The organism is Micromonospora sp. NPDC049151 (genome assembly GCF_040648395.1).
Taxonomy (GTDB): Bacteria; Actinomycetota; Actinomycetes; order Mycobacteriales; family Micromonosporaceae; genus Micromonospora.
Genome location: NZ_JBEZDP010000021.1, coordinates 20811 through 35315, shown reverse-complemented (window position 1 = coordinate 35315; position 14505 = coordinate 20811). Strand labels below are relative to the sequence as shown.

Annotated in this window: 13 protein-coding genes; 3 read left to right on the top strand and 10 right to left on the bottom strand. The window is 75.2% G+C overall.

Annotated features, from left to right (window positions below; genetic code table 11):
* Positions 1 to 64: 64 nt before the first annotated feature.
* Together AB0B20_RS22235 and AB0B20_RS22230 are read left to right on the top strand one after the other, a co-directional pair.
* Complete coding sequence (locus AB0B20_RS22235) at positions 65 to 442, top strand: DUF742 domain-containing protein (RefSeq protein ID WP_030501200.1); 378 nt, start codon at positions 65 to 67, stop codon at positions 440 to 442.
* A gap of 1 nt (position 443) precedes the next feature.
* Positions 444 to 1037 (top strand): ATP/GTP-binding protein, encoded by a 594-nt coding sequence (locus AB0B20_RS22230; protein WP_269702284.1) that lies wholly within the window; start codon positions 444 to 446, stop codon positions 1035 to 1037.
* Between the two features lie 123 nt (positions 1038 to 1160).
* Here the strand turns inward: AB0B20_RS22230 and AB0B20_RS22225 are convergent, their stop codons facing one another.
* From AB0B20_RS22225 to AB0B20_RS22215, 3 genes are all read right to left on the bottom strand, one after another.
* Positions 1161 to 2381 (bottom strand): ABC transporter substrate-binding protein, encoded by a 1221-nt coding sequence (locus AB0B20_RS22225; protein WP_357381480.1) that lies wholly within the window; start codon positions 2379 to 2381, stop codon positions 1161 to 1163.
* A 121-nt stretch (positions 2382 to 2502) separates the two neighbouring features.
* Entirely contained in the window at positions 2503 to 4899 is a 2397-nt protein-coding gene (locus tag AB0B20_RS22220) for a transposase (protein WP_357473041.1), read from the bottom strand.
* A gap of 40 nt (positions 4900 to 4939) precedes the next feature.
* Positions 4940 to 5896, bottom strand: a complete 957-nt coding sequence (locus tag AB0B20_RS22215; protein ID WP_357473038.1) for a DNA primase — start codon at positions 5894 to 5896, stop codon at positions 4940 to 4942.
* Positions 5897 to 6041: 145 nt separating this feature from the next.
* On the opposite strand from AB0B20_RS22215, the gene AB0B20_RS22210 reads away from it, so the two are divergent.
* Positions 6042 to 6383 carry a helix-turn-helix transcriptional regulator gene (locus AB0B20_RS22210; RefSeq protein ID WP_354864763.1) on the top strand — a complete coding sequence of 114 codons (342 nt, stop codon included), beginning with the start codon at positions 6042 to 6044 and terminating at the stop codon, positions 6381 to 6383.
* Between the two features lie 64 nt (positions 6384 to 6447).
* Here AB0B20_RS22210 and AB0B20_RS22205 read toward each other — a convergent pair whose 3' ends face one another.
* From AB0B20_RS22205 to AB0B20_RS22175, 7 genes are all read right to left on the bottom strand, one after another.
* Positions 6448 to 7131 carry a permease prefix domain 1-containing protein gene (locus AB0B20_RS22205; RefSeq protein WP_357381486.1) on the bottom strand — a complete coding sequence of 228 codons (684 nt, stop codon included), beginning with the start codon at positions 7129 to 7131 and terminating at the stop codon, positions 6448 to 6450.
* Positions 7132 to 7192: 61 nt separating this feature from the next.
* Complete coding sequence (cydC, locus tag AB0B20_RS22200; RefSeq protein ID WP_357473035.1) at positions 7193 to 9031, bottom strand: thiol reductant ABC exporter subunit CydC; 1839 nt, start codon at positions 9029 to 9031, stop codon at positions 7193 to 7195.
* Positions 9032 to 9065: 34 nt separating this feature from the next.
* The gene (cydD, locus tag AB0B20_RS22195; protein ID WP_357381490.1) at positions 9066 to 10745 is read right to left on the bottom strand and encodes a thiol reductant ABC exporter subunit CydD; all 1680 of its coding nucleotides are present in this window, start codon (positions 10743 to 10745) and stop codon (positions 9066 to 9068) included.
* Entirely contained in the window at positions 10742 to 11749 is a 1008-nt protein-coding gene (locus tag AB0B20_RS22190) for a cytochrome d ubiquinol oxidase subunit II (protein ID WP_357381492.1), read from the bottom strand. Before AB0B20_RS22190 ends, cydD begins: the two co-directional genes overlap by 4 nt.
* 11 nt (positions 11750 to 11760) lie before the next feature.
* A complete protein-coding gene (locus AB0B20_RS22185; RefSeq protein WP_357381494.1) occupies positions 11761 to 13008 on the bottom strand; it encodes a cytochrome ubiquinol oxidase subunit I in 1248 nt (415 codons plus the stop codon).
* 103 nt (positions 13009 to 13111) lie between these two features.
* Complete coding sequence (locus tag AB0B20_RS22180; protein WP_357381496.1) at positions 13112 to 14017, bottom strand: M56 family metallopeptidase; 906 nt, start codon at positions 14015 to 14017, stop codon at positions 13112 to 13114.
* Between the two features lie 10 nt (positions 14018 to 14027).
* Positions 14028 to 14486 carry a BlaI/MecI/CopY family transcriptional regulator gene (locus AB0B20_RS22175; protein ID WP_357381498.1) on the bottom strand — a complete coding sequence of 153 codons (459 nt, stop codon included), beginning with the start codon at positions 14484 to 14486 and terminating at the stop codon, positions 14028 to 14030.
* Between the last annotated feature and the right edge of the window lie 19 nt (positions 14487 to 14505).

Sequence of the window (14505 nt, the reverse complement as noted above, 5' to 3'; positions counted from 1 at the left end):
CAAATACAGCGACGGATGCCACCGGGGCGAGCCGGTGCCGGGTACGAGGGAGGTGAGCGGCGAAATGGCGGATCGTGACGAGCCGACCGGAGCGTTGGTCCGGCCGTACGCCGTTACCCGCGGTCGTACCCGTCCCCGGCTCGACATCGCCCTGGAGGCGCTCGTCGAGACGACGGTGCGCGGCCGAGCGGTTGCCACTGGCAATGGTGGCCACGGTCGTGAACACCAGTACATCGCCGCGTTGTGTGACGGACGTGTGCAGTCGCTCGCCGAGATCGCGGCGCGGATGCAGCTTCCGCTCGGCGTGGCCCGGGTGCTCATCGCCGACATGGCGACGGACGGCCTGGTCGCGGTCCACGAGCCGACCATTTTGGACGACTCCGACGACGCGGTGGGCACTGAACTGCTGGAGAGGGTGCTGAGTGGACTTCGCAGGCTCTGACATGTCGCACCGGCCGCCGGCCCAGAGCGGCCGCGTGACGTCGGCGAAGATCGTTATCGCCGGTGGGTTCGGCGTCGGCAAGACGACGCTGGTCGGCTCGGTCTCGGAGATCACGCCGCTGACCACCGAAGCGATCATGACCTCCGCCGGTGTCGGCGTCGACGACACCCGGCAGGTGCCGGGCAAGACGACGACCACGGTGGCGATGGACTTCGGTCGTATCTCGATCGACCGTGACCTGATCCTGTACCTCTTCGGTACGCCGGGTCAGACGCGGTTCTGGTTCATGTGGGACGAGTTGGTCCGTGGTGCGATCGGCGCTGTGGTGCTGGTCGACACCCGGCGGCTCGCCGACTGCTTCGCCGCCATCGACTTCTTCGAGCACCGGCGGCTGCCGTACCTGGTGGCCATCAACTGCTTCGACGGCATGCAGTACCACGATCCGCAGGACGTCCGGGACGCGCTGGCGATCTCCCGCGACGTGCCGGTGGTGCCGTGCGACGCCCGTAACCGGGAGTCCACGAAGCACGTGCTGATCTCGCTGGTCGAGTACGTGCTCACCATGCGGCGCTCGCGGGCCGTCGCGCCCGCCTGACCGACGCGCGGAAGCGCCCGGCGGCCTGAGGCCACCGGGCGCTTCCTGGCGTCTGGGGACGGACACGGTAAGCGATCACCCGGTGACCCTCCAGGCAGGACGGTCGCCGGGTGGCGTCTGCGGTCAGGCGTACCGGGTCCAGGTGCCCCGGAACACCTGGTACACGGCGAGCGAGTCGGGCTCCATGCCGCCGTGCCGGTCGGCGCTGAACGCGTACCCGCCGGCGATGCCCTCGACGGTCTGCGCCTGGAGTAGGGCACGCAGCCGGCCCCGGTCCAGGCTCGTCGCCATCCGCGCCGACGTGGCGAGGAGCTGGAGCGCGTCCGAGGCGTACGGGGCGAAGTCCGGGCTGACGCCGTGGCGCTGCGTGTAGCGGTTGACGAAGTCCCGGCGGGCCAGCTGCGCCGTCGTGGTGGCGGTGGCCGCGGAGACGTCCAGGCAGGCCGGGTGCACCGCGTACGCGCCCTCCACGGCGGCGGCGTTGGCACCCTGCACGGTGTCGTCGGCGACCGCCCCGGCGTCGAAGAAGATCGGCCCGCGGTGGCCGGCGGCACGCAGCTCCCGCGCGGCGACTCCGGAGTCGGGCGCGGTACCCCAGACCACCACGCCGTCCCGCTGGCCCCCGGCGACGCGCTCGGCGGCGGCACGGAAGCGCCGACCGGTCGCCGGCAGGCGTACCGTGCGGACCAGGTCGGTGGTGCTGTCGGCGAGCGCCTCCCGCATCGCCCGCACACCCGAGTCGCCGTGCATCCCGTCGGCGGCGAGCACCGACACCCGCCGGATCTTCTTGGACTCGAACAGCTCCACCAGGCGCCCGGCCATGTCCACGGCGTCCGGGGTGAGCTTGTAGGTGAACGTGCGTTCGTCCAGCGGCTGCACGATGCGGTCACCGTAGCCGAGTGACAGGAAGGGCGTCTTGACCCGCTGGGCGGCCGCCGCGAGGGCCATTGAGGTCTCGCCGAGCACACCGCCGATCAGCGCCTGGGCGCCGACCCGGGTCAGATCGGCGGCATGGCGCGCGGCGACCTCGGGATTGCTGCCGTTGTCCAGGATCTGCAGCCGGACCGATCGGACCAGGTTCCCGACCGGTACGCCGGCGCGGTTCAGCGAGTCGGCGGTGAGTTGCAGGGCCTGCCGCTGGGCGGCACCGAGCAGCGCCCCCGCGCCGGTCAGCTCGAGACTCGCCCCGACGATCAGGTCCTGGTCGGCCGGCGCGCTGCTGGACGGGCCGTCGTCCGGCCGCTGGCCCTGCGGCGCGCAACCGGCGAGCAGCAGGCTCCCGGCCGCGGCGGCGAGGACACCCCGCCGGGTGAGCACAGTGGAGTCGAACGCCGGTGTCGCCAATGGAATCGCCTTCCCACCCCGGCGAACAGGCGCCGCCGCTGGTCCGCCGGGTATGTTCCCGGCCGGTCCAGCCCAGCGTCAAATCGCCCCGGTGTGGGATGAAACACCCGGCGAGCCCGGGTCAGGAGCGGTAGCCCGCCGAACGGTACTCGTATTCCCGGTCGTCGTCGCGGTCACCGGTGTCGCGGGTGAAGTCCCAGCCCCCGGCCGCCTCACGGCCCGGACGGCCGCCCACGGCGAAGCCGCCGATCTCCTGACCGCGCCGCCACCCCCGGAAGTAGCCGGTGGTGTTCTCGGCGAGGCTCGCCGCGTTCCGGACGATGCGCAGTGGACGCTCCTCGCGCAGCGGGGAACCCGGCACCAGGTTGGCCTGCGGTACGCGCTTGGGCAGACCGGCCTTGGTCTCCGCGCCGACGGCCGGGCGGGCCGCCTGCTCGGCCGCCTGCCAGCCGGTGTCGGCGGTGGTCGACCAGTCCAGGTCGGCCTCGTCGCCGTGCCCGACGAACCAGGCGGACTTGGCCTGCGCGAAGATCAGCAGATCGCCGTCACCCTCGTCGGAGACCGGCGGCGGCCGGTGCTCCTTCGGCGCGGGACGCCGCTCGGGTGCGGCGGGCAGCGGGACCCGGCCCGGGTCGCCCTGGTCGACCAGACGCAGCGGGGGCGTCTCCAGACCGGGGCTCATCTCGTCGCGCAACGCGCGGTCGGCGAGCGGCGGCGGCTCCACCAGCCGCAGCATCGGCGGCTCCTGCGGCAGGTCGTCGGCGAGCCACGGCGGCGTGACGCGGCCCGGGTCGCTCGGCGCGTCCACGCCCCGCCCGTACGGGTAGGTGGTGCCCTCCCGCTCCCGCGCGGCGTCGTCCTCGTTGTTCACGAGCGGCCAGTTCGCCCGGGAACCCGGCGGAGCCGCCTCCGGCGCGGGCGGGCGCGGGGCCGGCACCGGGATGCTCAGGTCGGTGGCGCTGAACCCACCGGTCGGCGGTTCCTGGTGCTGGTTGGTCTTGGGCCGGGGCGGGATGACGGTGCGCTGCCGCTCGGCCCGGGCCTTGTTGATCGCCGCGGTGGTGAGCGTCGGGCGGAACGGCTCGCCGGCCTCGGCCGGCGGGACGGCGCCACGCGGGGAGGGCGCGATCGGCGTGATGCCCGGCGGCGGCGGGGGCGGCGCGGAGACCGGCCGGTTGGTGGGGCCGTCCACCCGCGACGGCAGTGGCACGCCGGTCGGCTCGGGCCGTGCCGGGGGAGCAGACGCCGGCCGGCCCAGTGCGGCCGCCGGAGCGACGGGCGTGACCGGGGCCGGGGCGACGGGCGGCGGCGTCACCGGTGCGGGCGCGACAGGTGGCGGGCCGAGCGGCCGGGGTGTCGTCGTGGCGGCCGGACCGGACACCGGCTCCGGGCGGCTGCGCCGCCCACCGGGGACCGGCTCGGGACGGCCGCGACGGCCGGCCGGCTCGGGTGCCCCGGCCGGCTCGGGACGACCGTGGTGGGGCTCGGCGGCCGGGCCGGGCTGGAGGGAGCGCACCGGCCGAAGGTCGGCCGCCGACGTCGAGGCCAGCTCGTCGACCTGCTCTCCCCGTCGGGCGGCGGCCCGGCGGCCGGTCGCGGGAGTGGGCGCGGTGCGTTCGGCGAGCGCGCCGACGAGCGCGTCGCAGCCGGCGTCACAGGTCCGGACCGAGGCGACGGCCTGCCGTACGGTCTCGGCGACGGCCGCGGTGAGCGTCCGGTTCACGGTGGCCCGCCGGGGCGTCTCGGAGATGGCGACGCGCAGCGCGGTCACCGCGTCGGAGACGGCGTCGGCGTCGGCCACCCCTTCGCCGGCCAGATGGGCGACCACCGCGTCGGCGGTCAGCCCGCCGTCGCGGCCGCCACGGGCCGCGGGGCCGGTGAGCGTGCCCGGTTCGGGCAGCGCGTCGAGCACCGCCAGGGCGACCCGGTCGGCGGGGTCCGGATAGGCCCGCAGCGCGGCCGGATAGAGCTCGCGGAGCACCTCGCGCAGCGTCACCGCAGCGGAGTGCCGGCCACTCGCCAGCGCCGCGTGCGCGGCCAGGACCTGCGTGTATCCGGCGAGTTCACGCGGGGCCGGGAGGGTAACCGCGGAGAGCGCGCCGGCCTGGAGCGCGCGGGCCAGCCCGACCGCCCGGCGCTCGGCGGGCGGGGACTGCATCTCCTCCAGGGAGTCGTCGTCGGCGAAGCGCTCGGCGAAGTCGTCGACCGAGTCGTCGTCGGCGATCGCCAGCGGCCGGCCGGCGGCGCTCAGCAGCGAGGTGACGATGTGGTCGTCGCTGTCGGCGGCGATGGCCGCCCCGCTCGGACCGCCGGACCGCTCCACCAGCAGCGCGACCAGCCGGGCGTAACCGGCGGGATCGTCACCGATCTCGCAGACGTGCAGCAGACGGCCTGCGTCGTCGACCACAGCGGACGTCAGCGTCGTTCCGGCCGAAGCCGTTCGGTCGGCCGGATCTGCCGAGGCCAGACCGCAGTACACGCGCACGAGCGCCACGGCGTCGTCCTCCTCCCGGGACACAGGTCTTGCACTGCCAGAGACTGATGCTCCCCGCTCCGGGTCAGTCGCGCCAGTCCACAACCGCAGAGATCTTCCCGACAATGGTGCGCCAACCGAGACTTGCGGTTTGTGCCCCGATTTTCTTCAGCCGGCGACGACCCAGGAAACCACCGACGCCACCGTTCACGGAAGCGCGCAGCGCCTCGTCCAGGTCGTCCAGGCTGGAGCCGGCGGAGAGCATGTCCAGCACCGCCGGTAGCCGCAGGGCGTACGCCAGGTCACGGGCGATCTCACCGGCTTCGATCAGCAGCTCGTGGTCCCACGCGTCGTGGCCACCGCGCAGGTTCTCCACCACCAGGTCGAGCTCGTAGGTGTCCTCGTCCAGCGGGGCGATGTCGGCCGGCTCCAGCCGTTCGGACAGTTCATTCCAGCTGTCCAGCTGGGACATGTCGTTCGGCGCACCGGAACGGATGAAAGTGACCAATGACTCGGGGGTCTTGAACAGCAGGAGCCGGCCCTTGTGGGTGAGGAAGACCGGCACCTCCTCGTCGCCCGCCTCGTCCTCGTCCGCGTCCTCGTCGTCTTCGGCCTCGTCGTCGGCCTCGGCCGCGGCCTCGTCGTCCGAGGCGTCGGCCTTGCCCTTGCGGCGGGACTTGGCGTCCTTCTCCTCGTCCTCGTCGTCCTCCTCGGCGGAGAGGGCGGCGAACTCCTCGTCGAGGATCACCACCTCCTCGTCGTCCTCGGTCTCGACGACCTGGCGGCGGGCCAGGAACGGGTCGTCCTGGTCGCGCTCGACGACGTCGGTCGGGGTCAGCTCGCGCGCCTGCCGGTACGCCCGCAGCGTGAAGCCGGTGCCGGCGGGCAGGGCGATCTCCACCGGGTCGATCCGCACCTCGTCCCAGAGCGCGCGGTCGGCCGGCGGACGGTCCTCCTCGGCCTCGTCGGCCGCGACGGCGGCGTCGGTGTCGTCGAGCTCGGGCTCGTCGGCGTCGGGCCGTTGGGGCGACTGGCGGGCCACGCTGACCTCCGTGTGCGTTCGGGTTGCCCACCCGGCGGCGTCGCGCCGCCGAGTGACTCTGGGCACATACCCTAGTGGGCGACCGTTCCGGCCGGGAGGTGCACCCCATGGCGTCGCGGCGGGCCGACAAGTAGCGTTGCTACACATGAAGGCGCAGGCGCTGCACGGACACCTGGACGCGCTGCTGCTCGCGGTGCTGGAACGGGGTGCGCTGCACGGCTACGCGATCATCGAGGCGTTGCGAGCCCGCAGCGGCGGCGCGCTGGACCTGCCCACCGGCACCATCTATCCGGCGCTGCGCCGGCTGGAGCGCGCCGGGCTGGTGGCGAGCACGTGGAGCACTGTGAACGGCCGGGAGCGCCGCACCTACGAGCTGACCGAGGCCGGTGGCCGGGCGCTGGCCGGGGAGCGGGCCGGCTGGCGCGAGTTCAGCGCCACGGTCGGGCGGTTCCTCGGCGCGGACGAGCCGCCCACGGCGCCGGCCTGACCGCGCCCGGCCGTGCCGGCAGTGTCCCGGCCGTGCCGGGAGCGGTCAGGCCAGCGCCGGCGGCTCAGCCGGCCAGCCGGCGGTCGGCGAGCACCCAGCAGCGGGCCGCCCGGGCCAGCGCGAACCAGGCCGCCGAGACCACCACCATCCCGATGATCATCGGCGGCCAGGTGAGCGCGGCGTCCCACAGCCCGAGCGACCAGCCGAACAGCGCGCCTCCGGCGGCCGCGCCGAGCAGCAGGCTGCCGGTCAGACCGAAACCGATCAGCCGGGCCGGGTGGGCGAGCCGTGCCGTTCCCCACCGGGCGACGAGCGGACCGGCCAGCAGAGCGGCGAGCGCGAGCGCGGCGACCACGCCCCAGATGACGTTCAGCGCGGCGGAGAGCAGCAGATAGGCGGCCGGCGGCGGGGGACCGCCGCTCCAGCTCGACCCCTGCCAGGTCAGGTCACCGGTGGCCAGGAGCACCACCGCCACCACGAGCGTGCGCAGCGCCAGCCCGCGCAGCGCACCGGCGGCCAGCTCGGCCTGGAAACCCGGCACGAGCTGGGCGTCGCTGCCGAACTCGGCGACCGCCCGCCGCTGCGCCTCCGTCGGCGGCAGGCCCCGGTCCCGGTACGCCTCGACGGCGTCCTCCAGCGCGTGCCGCGCCTCGGTCAGCAGGTCGGTCTTGAGCCGGCCCGGCCCGTGCAACCGCGTGGACAACTCGTGCAGCCGGCGGTCGACCACCGCCTCCTCATGCACCCGCATGCGGTAAGCCTGCCATCGACGGCCGACACCCGCGTCAGGGAAAACCCCGACCGGCCGGGTGTCAGGGCGTGACGGCCAGGTAGCCGCGCTCGGCCGCCTCCTGGCGCAGCCACTGCTCCCGGTACCAGCCGGGGCGGGCCACCAGCTCGTCGTGCCGGCCGCGCTGCACCACCCGGCCGCCTTCGAGCACCACGATCTCGTCCAGCCCGGCCAGGCCGCTGAGCCGGTGGCTGATCAGCAGCACCGAGTGCCCGGCCGGGGTGGCGGCGAGTGCGGAGTCCAGCACGGTGTCGGCCGCCGCCGGGTCGAGCCCTTCGGTCGGCTCGTCGAGCACCAGCACCGGCGGGGCGGCCAGCAACGCCCGGGCCAGCGCGAGGCGTTGCCGCTGCCCGCCGGAGAGCTGCCCGCCCTGCTCACCGACCACCGTGTCCCAGCCGTCGGGCTGTTCGCGTACCCAGTCGAGCAGGCCGGCCGCCCGGGTCGCGGCTGCCAGGTCCGCCTCGGTGGCGTCCGGACGGCCGAGGAGCAGGTTCTCCCGGACGGTGGCGTGGAAGACGTACGCCTCGGCGAGCAGGCCGCCGACGACCCGGGGCAGGTGCTCGGCCGGGATCTCGGACACCGGCACGCCGCCGGCCGTGACCCGGCCGGTGGCCGGGTGCACCGCGCCGGTGAGCACCGCGGCGAGCGTGCTCTTGCCGGCGCCGCTCGGCCCGACCACCGCCACGCGCCGGCCGGCCGGCAGGTCGAGGTCGAACCCGTCCAGCGCGGGGGCGGCACCGGCCCGGTAGCGGACCGTCACGTCGGCGAACCGCACGTCGTGGCCGTCGACAGTGGGCTCCGGCGCGTCCGGTGGCGTCGCCGGACCGGGCTCGGTGAGCAGGTCGGCGACCCGGGCCAGCCCGGCCCGCAGTTGGGTGCGCTGGCGGGCCGCCGCGACGAGCGCGAGTGCCACCTCCACGGCGGCGAGCGAGCCGACCGCGAGGACGCCGACCAGCACGCCGCCGACCCCGGCCCGCAGCGCCACGACCACCACCGCGGCGGAGGTGAGGCCGCCGACGAGGACGCCGAGCGCGTCCACCGCGAAGCCGGTCGCGGCGAGCCGGCGTTCCAGCTTCGCCAGCCGGGCGCCCCGGTTCCCGGCGGCGGCGAGCGCGGCGCCTGTCGCACCGAACGCGGCCAGGTCGGCGGCGCCGTGGGTGAGGTCGACCGCGTCGACGGCGAGCGCGCCCCGCAGTGGGGCCACCTCGTCGGCGGCTCGGCGGGTGATCCGGGTGGCGAGCGCTGGGAGCGCCACGCCGGCCACCAGCAGACCGATTGCGAGCACACCGGCGGCCGGCGGTGAGATCAGCGCGGCGACGCCCACGGCGAGCACGCTCACCAGTGCCGCCGCCGCTCCCGGCACGAGGACGCGCAGGAGCAGGTCCTGGGCCGCCTCCACGTCGGAGACCAGCCGGCTCAGCGCGTCCCCGGTACGCCGGCCGGTGTCGCGCCGGGCGGCGAGCGTGGCGAAGACGCGCGCCCGTACGTCGGTGATCATGCGCAGGACGGCGTCGTGCCCGGCGAGCCGTTCGGTGTACCGGAACACGCCCCGGCTCACGGCCAGCGCCCGGACCGCGACGATGGCCACCGTCAGCCTGTCCAGCGGCGGCCGGCCGGCGGCGCTCATCAGCAGCCAGGTGGCGGTGGCCATCAGCGCCAGACCGGCGAACTCGGTCGCCGCGGCGAGCAGTCCGGCGCCGAGCAGCCGGCGCAGGTACGGCCGGGCCAGGCGCAGCACCGCCCGCTCGGCACCCGGCCGGGCGGGCGCGGGCGGCTCCGGCGCGCCGGAGGGCGTCACCGGCACACCCGCCGGCCCGGCGGGCTCGCGGCCCACCGGCGTCACGCCGTCGGCGGCGGTCACCGGGCCACCGCCGGGCGGGCGGGGGAGACGGGGATCATCGGGGCACCGCCGGGCCGGTGGTGGTCGGGTGCAGTTCGGTGACCCGGCCGTCCTCGACGCGCAGGATCCGGTCGGCGTCGGCGAGCAGCGCGGGCCGGTGCGCGACGAGCAGCGCGGTACGCCCGGTGACCAGCCGCCGGGTCGCGTCCAGCACGATCGCCTCGCTGGCGCTGTCCAGCCGCGCGGTCGGCTCGTCGAGCAGCACGATCGGCGCGTCCCGGAGGAACGCGCGGGCCAGCGCGACCCGTTGCCGCTGGCCGCTGGACAGGCCGTGGCCGCGTTCGCCGAGGCGGGTGTCCAGCCCGTCGGGCAGCGCGTCGACCACCTCGTCCAGCGCGGCGCCGGTGACCGCGGCGGCGAGCGCGGCATCCGGGGTGTCCGGTGCGCCGAGGCGGATGTTGTCGGCGAGCGATCCGGCGAACAGGTGCGCCCGCTGCGGCACCCAGGCCAGCTCGCGCCGCCAGGCGTCGAGGTCGACCCCGGCCAGGTCCACGCCGTCGACGGTGACCCGGCCGGAGGTCGGTGCGACGAAGCCGAGCAGCAGGTTGAGCAGCGTGCTCTTGCCGGCGCCGCTGGGCCCGATGATCGCCACGCGGTCGCCGGGCCGGATGGTCAGCGTGACGTCGCGCAGCGCCGTGGTCCGTTCGTACGCGACGGTGACGTCCTCGAAGCGGATCTCGCCCCGGCCGCGCGGCGCGGGCCGGCGGGGCTCGTCGGCGGCGGGGGTGTCGGTGGCGGAGAGCGTGAGCGCCTCGTCCAGCGCGGTGAGCCCTTCCATGCTGGCGTGGAACCGGCTGCCGGCGGCTCGCAGCGGCAGGTACGCCTCCGGCGTGAGCAGCAGCACCAGCAGCGCGGTGGAGAGCGTGAGGCCGCCGCCGAGCAGCCGGATGCCGACCGGCACCGCGACCAGCGCCACGGAGAGCGTGGCGACCAGCTCCAGCACCAGCGCGGACAGGAACGCGATCCGGAGCGTCTTCATGGTGGCCTGGCGGTGGCCGTCGGCCATCCGGCGTACCACGTCGACCTGACCCCGGGACCGGCCGAACGCGCGCAGCGTGGGCAGCCCGGCCACCATGTCGAGGAAGTGCCCGCCGAGCAGCGACAACCGCCGCCACTGCCGTTCGGTGGCGGCCTGGGCCTGCCAGCCGAGCAGCGCGCCGAAGATCGGGATGAGCGGGATGGTGAGCGCGATGATCAACGCCGAACTCCAGTCGGCGAACACGATCCGGGCCAGCACCGCCACCGGCACCGTGACGCTCAGCACGAGCTGCGGCAGGTAGCCGGTGAAGTAGGGGTCCAGCGCGTCCAGGCCGCGCCCGGCCAGCGTGGCGAGCTGCCCGGCCCGCTGCCCGGCGACCCAGGTGGGGCCGTGCTGGCCGACCGCGCCCAGCAGATCGGCACGCAGCGCCGCCTTGACCGTGGCGGCGGCCCGCGCCGCCACAGTGCCCTGCGCCCAGCTCACCAGCGCCCGCCCGGCCACCGCGGCCACGAACCCGGCCAGCGCCGGCCGGTGCAGCCGCCCGTCGAACGCCGTCGCCAGCAGCGTCGCCAGCGCGGTGGCCTGAGCGATCACCAGCAGCGCGGTGAGCCCGCCCAGCACCGCGAGCACGGCGAGGTCGCGCCGGGCCGCGGGGACCCGACGCAGCAGACGCGGGTCGAACGGGCGGCGGTTCACCAGTACACCGGTGCCCTGCCGTCGATCCGTCCCCGGAACACCCACCAGCACATTGCCTGAAAGCCTAGTAGGGCCGGCAGGAGCGGTAGCGCGAGCCATCCCAACAGCGCCAGCGTGGGGCGGCTGGCGGCCGCCTCGGCCACCGTCAGCGACGCCGCCGGGTCGGCGGTGGAGACCAGGATCCGGGGCCAGAGCGCGGCCCCGACCAGCGGCGCCGGCAGCGCCAGCGCCGTCGCGGTCGCCGCGAAGGCCACCAGGGCCCGGCCCCGCCGCAGTGCCGCGCGGGCCGTCAGCAGCGCCGCCACGAGCGCCAACGGCAGGAGTACGGCCACCGCCGGCCGCGCCACCGCGGCGCGTACCCGATCGGAGAGCAGGCCCAGGACGGTGGCGGAGCCGACCGCGACGAGTGCGGCGGGCACCAGGCCGCTCGCCAGCCGGGCGAGCGCCGGGGCCTCGGCGGCGGGCAGCCGGAGCGTGAGGAACGTCGCACCGTGCACCGCCACCAGCGCGAGCAGCGCCAGCGCGGCGGCGGCGACGAACGGGGTGGCGAGATGACCGACACCGACCACATGGCCGTCCGCGCCCACCGGCAGGCCCTGGAGCAGCCCGGCGAGCAGCGCGCCCCAGCCCAGCGCGGCGAGTACGCAGCCGGCCACCACCACCCGGTCCCAGGCGGCGCGGGCGCTGGCGGAGACCGGGCGGCTGCGCAACTGCACCCCGGCGGTCACCAGCACCACACCGGCCAGCGCGGCGAGCACGGCCGGGTAGAAGCCGGAGAGCAGTTCGCCCTCCAGCCGGGGGAACGCGCCGAACAGGATGCCGACGGCCGCCACCAGCCAGACCTCGTTGCCGAGGAAGAACGGCCCGAGCGCGGCGAGCGTGGCCCGGCTCCCCGGTGCCGGGCCGCGCCGGGCCAGCAGCAGGCCGACGCCGTAGTCGTAGCCGCCGAGCACGAGGTAGGTGGCGAAGAAGAGGCCGAGCAGGGCGTACCAGGCGAGTTCCACGGCGGGCTCCCTCAGACGAACACGGACTGGTGGTGGGCGTCGGTGTCGGGCGCGGGCGGGCGGCCGAGCGCGGGATCGTGCGCGCCCCGGGCGGCGTGCCGGGCCAGCAGCGTCCAGTTGGTCACCGCGAGCGCGCCGAGCAGCAGACTGAACCCGATCAGTGAGGTGAGCATCAGCCCTGGTGAGACGGGCGAGACGGCCTGCGCGGTGGGCAGCAGCCCGTACGCGGCCCAGGGCTGGCGGCCCACCTCGCGGGCGATCCAGCCGAGCAGCATCGCCACGAAGGGCAGCGGCAGGCCGAGCAGGATCAGCCAGAGCGGGACCTTCAGCCGGATGATCCAGTCCCGCCATAGCAGCGGCAGCAGGAGCCAGAGGGCACTGAGCGTGAAGCCGATCAGGATCATGAAGCCGAGACCGACGTTCGACAACACCGGCGGTTCCCAGTCGCCGGGGCCGAACCGCGCGGTCCAGTCGGCGACGAGCGCGTCCCGGTCCGGCCCGCCGCCGAACTTGGTCGGCTGGAGCTGCGCGACCGGACCGAACTGGGCGAAGCCGAAGCCCTGGAGCATGCTGACCGCCAGCGCCGCGGTGACCAGGCCGAGCCGCAGCGAGGTGCGGAAGAGCGCGTAGTCGCTGGTGCGCCGCAGCAGGTGCCAGGCGCTCACCGCGGCCATCAGCATGCCGCCGGTGACCAGGCTCGCCGAGATGACGTGGCCGAACGCCATGCCGAACGTGGGGTTGGTGAGCAGCGCGCCGAAGTCGGTGAGGTGGGCGACGCCGTCGCGGACCTCGTACCCGACCGGGTTCTGGAGCCAGGCGTTCGCCACCATGATCCAGAAGGCCGAGGCGTACGCGGTGATCGCCACGCCCCAGAGCAGCGCCAGGTGCACGCCGCGCCGCAGCCGGTGCCACCCGAAGATCCACATGCCGAGGAACGTGGACTCCAGGAAGAACGCCACGAGCGTCTCGATGGCCAGCGGCGCGCCGAACACGTTGCCGACGTAGCGCGACAGCCCGCTCCAGTTCAGCCCGAACTGGAACTCCATCACGATGCCGGTGGCGATGCCCAGCACGTAGTTGATCACGTAGAGCTGGCCCCAGAACCGGGTCAGCCGCTCGTACACCGGCTTGCCGGTCAGGTAGCCGGCCGTCTGCAACCCGACCAGGAGCGTGACCAGGCCGAGCGTGACCGCCACGAACAGGAAGTGGATCGAGGTGGTGGTGGCGAACTGGAGGCGGGCGAGGAGCAGCGGGTCCACTGTCGTCCTCCCATGGGTTGGCTCTCTTGTCGTAGCCAAGCTACACGTAGCATCGCTACCTATAGAGGTGCGCGAACCCGGAGAAGTCCCGTAGGGGTCGGGGTCAGCTCAGGAACAGGGCGAACGGCAGGGAGACGAGCGTGCCCGCGACCGCCAGCGCCATCGCGCCGAGCACCCGCGGCGGGCGGTCCGCGTCGAGCAGCCGCTGCACGCGTACGTCCAGGTCGCGGTCGCCGAGTCCGAGCGTGCCGGCCGGCTGCACCCGGTGCTCGGCGGCGGCGAACCGGCGCAGCGCCCCGGCGAGCGGCGCGTCCGCGTGCAGTTCCCGGGCCTTGTCGTCGGCGCGCATCTCGACCAGCAGCGCCACCCGCGCGTGCGCGTCCCGCACCCACTGGAACCAGGGCAGCGCCCGGCACAGCGCGGTGAACGGCAGCAGCACCAGGTCGTGCCGCTCCTGGGCGTGTGCCCGCTCGTGGGTGAGCACCGCCGCCAGCTCGGCCGGATCGAGCAGATCGAGCGTTCCCGCGCTCACCACCACCCGGGGCCGCACCCCCGGCAGGCAGTACGCCGCCGCGCTCGGGTGGTCGAGCACCAGCGCGCCCGGCACCGTCGGGTCGTGCCGGGCCACCAGGTGCAGCAGCTCCCGGTGCCGGCGCTGGGCGCGTACCGCGCCGTGCAGGCTGCGTACCGTCGTGGTGAGCAGCACCACGCCGATGCCGAGACCGACGCCCACCAGGCTGAGGTGCACCGCGCCCACCCCGGCCGGCAGCGTGCCGTGGGCCAGGTCGTCGGCCAGCGCCAGCAGCGCCCACGCGGTCGCCCGGTCGTACGCGTCGAGCCCCAGCGCCATCGGCAGCCCCATGGCCGACAGGCCGAGCGCCAGCCCGACCGCCTGCCAGCAGACGATCGCCACCCGGGGCGCCCGCCAGGTCCAGCGCGCGACGGCGAGGACCTGCGCGGTCAGCCAGCAGGCCAGGATGATCGCGGCGAAGTGCAGGGCGTACGCCACGGCAGCCGCCCTACCGGTCCGTCGCCTCGTCGAGCGCCGGCCGGCCGGGCCGGGGATCCTCGACCCGGCCGACCGGTCCGTCCTCGACGGTCGCGGGGCCGGTCGCTCCGGCCTCGGCGCTGAGCGCGGCGCGGAGGACGTCCGCCTCCGTGCCGGTCACCGAGCGGGCGAAGCGCACCAGCGCGGCGTCCCGGCTGCCGCCGAGGTCGAGGGCTTCGAGCATGAGCTGGGCGATGTGTGCCTCGCGGGTGGCGGCGGGACGGTAGCGCCAGGCGCGACCCTCCCGCTCACGCTGCACCATGCCCTTGCCGGCGAGCCGGTCGAGCACTGTCATCACAGTCGTGTAGGCGAGTTCGCGGCCGTCCAGGGCGTCGGCGACCTCGCGCACCGTCACGCCGCCCGACGAGGCGGGTGCCGCGTCCCACAGCACGTCCATCACCGCACGCTCAAGGTCCCCCAGCCGAGTCACCCGGCAATCCTACCCCCGG

Excerpts from the sequence above, each read along its gene's own strand:
- AB0B20_RS22235 (WP_030501200.1), top strand. The coding sequence starts at position 65 with ATGGCGGATCGTGACGAGCCGACCGGAGCGTTGGTCCGGCCGTACGCC.
- AB0B20_RS22230 (WP_269702284.1), top strand. The coding sequence starts at position 444 with ATGTCGCACCGGCCGCCGGCCCAGAGCGGCCGCGTGACGTCGGCGAAG.
- AB0B20_RS22210 (WP_354864763.1), top strand. The coding sequence starts at position 6,042 with ATGAAGGCGCAGGCGCTGCACGGACACCTGGACGCGCTGCTGCTCGCG.
- AB0B20_RS22205 (WP_357381486.1), bottom strand. The coding sequence starts at position 7,131 with ATGCGGGTGCATGAGGAGGCGGTGGTCGACCGCCGGCTGCACGAGTTG.